Annotated in this window: 2 protein-coding genes and 2 pseudogenes; 1 reads left to right on the top strand and 3 read right to left on the bottom strand. The window is 72.5% G+C overall.

The genetic code is table 11. The annotated features are described in order from the left end of the window. The 3 genes and pseudogenes from NBW84_RS18235 to NBW84_RS18225 form a co-directional block, all read right to left on the bottom strand. Positions 1-232: pseudogene (locus tag NBW84_RS18235) on the bottom strand (hypothetical protein); the annotation flags it as partial. A 16-nt stretch (positions 233-248) separates the two neighbouring features. Beyond that, entirely contained in the window at positions 249-1,841 is a 1,593-nt protein-coding gene (locus NBW84_RS18230) for a glycosyltransferase family 39 protein (protein WP_250285939.1), read from the bottom strand. A 30-nt stretch (positions 1,842-1,871) separates the two neighbouring features. Then, the gene (locus NBW84_RS18225) at positions 1,872-3,371 is read right to left on the bottom strand and encodes an NAD(P)/FAD-dependent oxidoreductase (RefSeq protein ID WP_250285938.1); all 1,500 of its coding nucleotides are present in this window, start codon (positions 3,369-3,371) and stop codon (positions 1,872-1,874) included. Positions 3,372-3,592: 221 nt separating this feature from the next. Here NBW84_RS18225 and NBW84_RS18220 point away from each other — a divergent pair. Then, positions 3,593-3,999: pseudogene (locus NBW84_RS18220) on the top strand (hypothetical protein); the annotation flags it as partial.

The raw sequence follows: 3,999 nt of genomic DNA, 5'->3' as shown, positions 1-3,999 counted from the left end.
CGGAGCGTCCCACGGCCCGTCCGGCGCGCCAACCGCGCCAGCGGCGTGAGATCGCCGCGAGTCTCGGCGTCCGCCCGGCGGTCTGCGCGGTCTGCGCGGTCTGCGCGGGCGGACATCCCGGCAGGACGGCGCCGTCCTGCCGGGACGCGGCACGCGCGCGACGCGTGCGCACGCGGTGGGCGGCCACCGTCATACGGGCAGCGGCCGCCGTCCCGTCCGACCGAGGATCCACCAGCGTGTCCCGGCAGTCACGGCTGGAAGCGCAGCAGGGCGAAGTTCTCCCAGACCCTGGCTGACTGGCCCTGTTCCATGACCTGGTCGACGCGCGGGCGCCGCGCCTCGAGACGTCCGCGCACCTGGGTGCACAGGGTCTCGTAGGTGCGGTACGCGCCCGAGCCGGCGAGGAAGACGGTGTTGCCGGGGCCCGCCTCCGCCAGCGCCCGGTCCGCGACGGCCACCCCGTTGGCGGTGGTGTTGCGGTCCTCGTAGTCGGTCCAGTTGACCCGGTCGGGTGGGGCGTAGGTCGGGACGACGTACACCCGCATCCACGGCGGGACCGTGCGGGCCAGGCCCGGGCCGAGCTGGTCCGGGCAGACCAGCAGCACGTCACCGGGCCGCCCGAGGCGCTCGAGCACGCCCGCGGCCTGCTCGGCCTGGGTGCGGGCGCGGGAGAGGTCGGTGTAGCCGCCGATGAGCCCGAGCAACGCGCACGCCAGGACGACACCCCGGAACAGCCGGCTGTCGACGAGGACGGTCGCCCCGAGGCCGATCACCAGCAGGAACGGGACGAACGCGGTGGCGGTGTACCGGTCGGCCCAGGCGTTGCCCACCACCTTGCCCACGGCGACGGCCACCACGAGCGTGACGGTGGCCAGGAAGAACAGCGTCCGCCCGGGTTCGAGCCCCCGCAGGTCCACCATCACGTACCGGCCGTCGATCGCCCGGCCGGCGATCCCGGCGGCGGCGAGGCCGGTGATGAGGAACAGCAGCGTGCGCCCGCCGGTGGTCGGGCCGCCCGCCCACTGCCCGTAGGCGTGCGCGATCGCCGCGAACGTCGCCGGCTCGCCCCACGGCGTCCCGGTGTGCGCCAGCTGGTACTGGAAGCCACCCAGCCAGGGGGCGAACACCACCGCCCCGCCGGCGATGCCGCCGAGAGCGGTCAGCGGCGCCCGCCGGCCCCAGCCCGGCCGCGGCCGGGCCGTGACCAGCAGCAGCCAGCCGACCACCGTGCACAGCAGGTAGAAGCACCAGTAGTGGGTCAGGGCCAGCAGGCCGGAGCACACCGCCAGCGCGACGGCCGGCCCGGCCGAGCGCCGGCGCAGGGTGCTCTCCAGCGCCAGCCCGCCGGCCGCGGTCAGCAGCACGACCAGGCTGTACATCCGGGTCTCGGTCGCGAAGTACAGCGCGAACGGCGAGGTGAGGTAGAGCACCACCGCCACCCACGCGGCACGTGCCCCGACCACCCGCCGGGCCAGCAGGTACAGCGGCCCGGCCGCGGCCAGGTTCACCAGCGCCGACAGCGCCCGTACCGCGAACGCGCCGGTCCCGAACAGCTCGGCCCAGCCGTGCAGCAGCAGGTAGTACAGCGGTGGTGAGCCGTCCTGGCGCAGGCCGTCGAACAGCGTCAGGCCCGGCCCGGTCAGCGGGAGCCGGGCGATGGCCACGCTCTGGGCCTCGTCCAGCCACAACGCCTGCCGGGCGGAGAAACGCGCCGCCACCGCCGCGACAACAATGACGAGCAGTGCCGCCCTGAACAGGACAGCCGTCCGGTCAGGACGCCTCAGGCCCGCGTCGGCCGGGTCGGGGATGTTCGCCAGCGGCCGAACCGCGACATCGGTCACGGTCAGATCCTCCAGTCCCGTGAACCGAGGTCAGTGCGACGCTTTGGTGCCGGTGTAACCCGGGGAGACTTCCTCGTGGTAGTCCTCCTCGACATTGACGCCCCACACGTCGTGGCTGGTGCCGTCCACCATGTTCTGCACGCTGAGCAGAGCGGTGTACATCGAGTGGTCCTGGTTGTTGTAGCGGTGCATGCCGTTGCGGCCGACCGGATAGACGTTCGGGGCGGCCTCGGCGAGCCAGCCGCGCATGATGTCGACGTTCTTCTTGTACTCGGCGTCGTAGAACGGGTAGGCCTTCGGCATGCGCACCACGAAACCGCCCTCCACCTGGTCCGCCGGGACCAGGCCGAGGGCCGCGAGCTCCTTGGAGGCGAGCGCGATCAGGTCGTCGTCGGCCATCGACCAGGTCTCGTCACCCTCGAAGACGAAGTACTCCAGCCCGAGGCAGGTGCGTCCTTCCTTCACCAGGAAGGGCGACCACGACGCGAAGTTCTGGATACGCCCGACCTGGAGCTCGGGGGAATGGATGTAAATCCAGTTGTCCGGGAAACCGGCGGATTCGGGCACCACGAGCGCGACGGTGAGGAAGTCCCGGTAGCGTAGCGCCTCCGCGGCCGCCAGGACGTGCGCGGGGGCGGGCGGATCCATCGCGCGGACCAGGGAGGAGAACGGCATCGACGAGACGATCTCGTCCGCGTCGTAGTGGTGCTCACTGCCGATGTCGGTCCGGGACGCCTCCGGCGCGCCCGCGCCCGGGCCGTACCCGCCGGTGACCACCGTGGTCACCCCGGTCGCCCGGCCGCCCTCGTGGTGGATCGCGCGGACCTTCTCCTCGAAGACGATCTTCCCGCCCCGGTCGACGATCTTGTCGGCGGCGGCTTCCCACATCATTCCGGGCCCGTACTTCGGGTACTGGAACTCCTCGATGAGGGAGGTGATGTCCTTCTGGTTCCGTTTCGGCGTGACCGCGTTCACAATCGCGTTGAACAGCGAGAGGTTCTTGATGCGCTGCGCGGCCCAGTCCGCCTCGATCGTGTCCGCCGGCACGCCCCACAGCTTCTCGGTGTAGGTCTTGAAGAAGATCCGGTAGAGGCGCCAGCCGAAACGGGCCGCGACCCAGCCCTCGATTTTCGTCTGGTCCTTCGGCGGGCGGACCCGCACCCAGAAGTAGGAGAAGATGCAGCGCGCGGCCTCCAGGAGGCCCAGGCCGCGCAGGGCGTTGCCGGCGCGCAGCGGGTAGTCGAACAGTTTGCCGTCGTAGATGATGCGGCTCGAGCGCGGGCGCATCAGGAAGTCCTCGTCGGGCAGGATCTCGTGCCAGAGCGCCTCGACCTCGGGGACCTTGGTGAAGAACCGGTGCCCGCCGATGTCGAACCGCCAGCCTTCGCGCTGCGCGGTACGGCTGATCCCACCCACCACCGAGTCACCTTCGAGGACCGTTACGGGCACGTCCCGTTTGACCAGCTCCCAGCCTGCTGTAAGACCTGCCGGTCCGGCTCCGATAACGACGACCTCGGGCTTTTCGGCCACTGTGCCTGACCTCTCCTCACCTTCGCACGCGATAGTCATCCGCGCGACATACCAGCAAAGCCGGTGGACGATGATCCGGCTTCGGCTTCTCAGTCTGGCACGGCCCCCACAGCCGCCCGCCTGCGCCCCCTGACGGCCACGGCGGGCCGGCCGCGACAGCCCGGCTCCCGCTCCCTGCCGGCCAGGCCGTGCCCCGCCCGCCGACGACGGCGTGCACGCCGGTGACCCGCGCCTCCGGCAGGGCGCACGCCGTGGACGTGCGCTCTGGCAGGGCGCACGCCGTGGACGTGCGCTCTGGCAGGGTGCACGTCATGGACGTGCCCATACCCGCCCGGACGGGCGATCCGGCCACCGCACCCGGGTGGGCGCCGCCGGGCCACCCGGACCGGGGGACGACAGCCCTGCTGCTGGCCGGCTGGGGCGGTGTCGCGGTGGGCATCGGTGCCGGTGACGGGCGGGGGCCGTGGCCGCTGGTGCCCGTGCTCGCCGGCTGGCTCGCCGTCCTGCTGGCCGCGGGCCCCGCCGAGCGGGTGCGGCGGTGGGCCCGGCGCTGGCACACCGCCGCGTGGACGGGCGTGGCCGGGCTGCTCGCGGCCGGCGTGGCGCTGCGGCCCCGCTACTACGCGGC

The organism is Protofrankia sp. CiP1_Cm_nod2 (genome assembly GCF_920664355.1).
Lineage (GTDB): Bacteria > Actinomycetota > Actinomycetes > Frankiales > Frankiaceae > Protofrankia.
Note: the sequence above shows the minus strand (reverse complement) of the source record. Positions and strands in the feature narration are given on the sequence as shown.